Genomic DNA, 2,074 nt, shown 5'->3' on the forward strand with positions numbered 1-2,074 from the left:
CATAATAAATTACTTTTATTTGTTAATAACTAAGGTTGACTCTTTTTGATAAATTAATGTTTGTGTCGTATGAAGACATAGTTCTTAGAAGACTATGATGTATTATGTTTTTTTTAATTAAAAGGATCCCTTGTTTTTGAATGCTAGAACGATTTCTGATGCATAAATTGGATTTGCAAGATCGACTGTTACATATTTTTTTTATTTACTCAGAGGACTATTTGAAGAATATTTATCTACTTTTGTTTATTCAAATGACAGAAGTAAAAAAAATAGTACCATGAATACAAAATTCCTTATCACGGCCGATAGCAATCGTAGTGCATTATTAAAAAAGAAGATTATACATTATTATATAGCTAATGGTGATGCCACAATTGCAGAATTGTGCAAGGAAATGGATTTGAGTATTCCTACCGTAACGAAGCTGGTAGGAGAATTACTGGATGACGGTTATATCCTGGATTTTGGAAAACAGGAGACTAACGGGGGGCGCAAACCGAATATCTATGGTTTGAATCCGGTTTCTGGTTATTTTGTTGGCGTGGATGTTTTCCGGAGCAAAATTAATGTTGCAGCTGTCGATTTCAAAGGAGACAAGTTACGTGTAGAAGAAAATATTCCGTATTCATTGGAGAATACACCAGAGGCATTGGAGATATTATGTAATCTGATTAACGACTTTATTGACCGATTGAGTGTTCCTCGCGAAAAAGTATTAGCTGTAGGTGTAAATATATCGGGGCGTGTTAATCCTGTGTCAGGCTATAGCTACAGTATTTTTTATTTTGAAGAAAAACCGTTATCCCAGATTCTGGAGGAGCGCATTAATATAAAAATTTATATAGAAAATGATACCCGTGCAATGATGTATGGTGAATATATGCAAGGTGTCGTAAAGGGAGAAAAAAATATATTGTTCATTAATATGGGATGGGGATTAGGACTTTCCATCTTTATAAACGGTGAACTGTATTATGGCAAGTCCGGTTTTTCCGGTGAGTTCGGACATTTCTGTTTCTTTGATAACGAAATTCTGTGCCATTGCGGTAAAAAGGGGTGTATTGAAACCGAAGCATCCGGTTCTGCCTTGCATCGTAAGTTGCTGGAACGTTACCGCGAAGGCAGCAGTACTATACTCGCTGAAAAAATAGAAAAGAAAGAGAAGATAAAAATGGCCGATATGATAGAGGCAATCCAGAAGGAAGATGTGCTTTGTATCGAAATCCTGGAAGAAATGGGTGAGAAGCTGGGCCGTGGAATTGCCGGACTTATGAATATCTTCAACCCGGAGTTGGTGGTACTCGGTGGAACTTTGTCTTTGACCAGCGAATATATCAGTCTGCCTATTAAAAGCGCTATACGGAAATATTCTCTTAATTTGGTTTCTCAGGATACCGAAATCAAAGTCTCCAGGCTAGGAGAACGAGCAGGTGCACTGGGTGCATGCTTGCTTTCACGAAGCAAAATGTTGGGAATGATTCGTTATTAATTAATATTTTTATTAATAAGACTTTGATAGTAAAACTTTGTAATACAATAAAATAGATATTGTTGTTTCTGCGATGTGAGCGGAATATTTGTTTATCAAAAGAGAGCATGCATTTATCGCTCTCTTTTAATATTTACGTACTTTCCCTTCAAAACAATATCTGTAAATGATTATTTTCGTTTTAGATATATTTGATAGAATATTTAATTTATTTCTTCTCTATATTAAAAATATTTATTTATATTTGCGGTGTAATTAAATGTATCGATCAAGTGATTGGGAGATATTGAGTTTATGAAAACAATTTAGAAGAGTCCTTTAGTTATGTAAAATGAAAAGTTAACTGTAGTTGTTTTTTAATGCATTGAATTATCTTTGGAACCTCTTTTTTGTAAATGAGTTCTACTCTTTTAGTACTGGCGGTATTCCATTCAGCACTTTATTACAAAGTAAGAGAACTAAAAAAGATGATTGTTACTTGCTAATATGCAATCTCATAAGGGTATATAAGATTTTAGTAAATACTTTTAAAAAATGAGATAATTGAATGCATAAAAGCTAACCGTAGTCTTCTAAGAACTA

At 33.8% G+C, this 2,074-nt stretch carries 1 protein-coding gene; it reads left to right on the plus strand.

The features are described 5' to 3' along the window. Positions 1-280: 280 nt before the first annotated feature. Complete coding sequence (locus tag HMPREF1535_RS24985) at positions 281-1,492, plus strand: ROK family transcriptional regulator (protein WP_046145813.1); 1,212 nt, start codon at positions 281-283, stop codon at positions 1,490-1,492. The last annotated feature ends 582 nt before the right edge of the window (positions 1,493-2,074 follow it).

The sequence above is a fragment of the Parabacteroides goldsteinii DSM 19448 = WAL 12034 genome (assembly GCF_000969835.1).
Taxonomy (GTDB): domain Bacteria; phylum Bacteroidota; class Bacteroidia; order Bacteroidales; family Tannerellaceae; genus Parabacteroides; species Parabacteroides goldsteinii.

Excerpts from the sequence above, each read along its gene's own strand:
- HMPREF1535_RS24985 (WP_046145813.1), top strand. The coding sequence starts at position 281 with ATGAATACAAAATTCCTTATCACGGCCGATAGCAATCGTAGTGCATTA.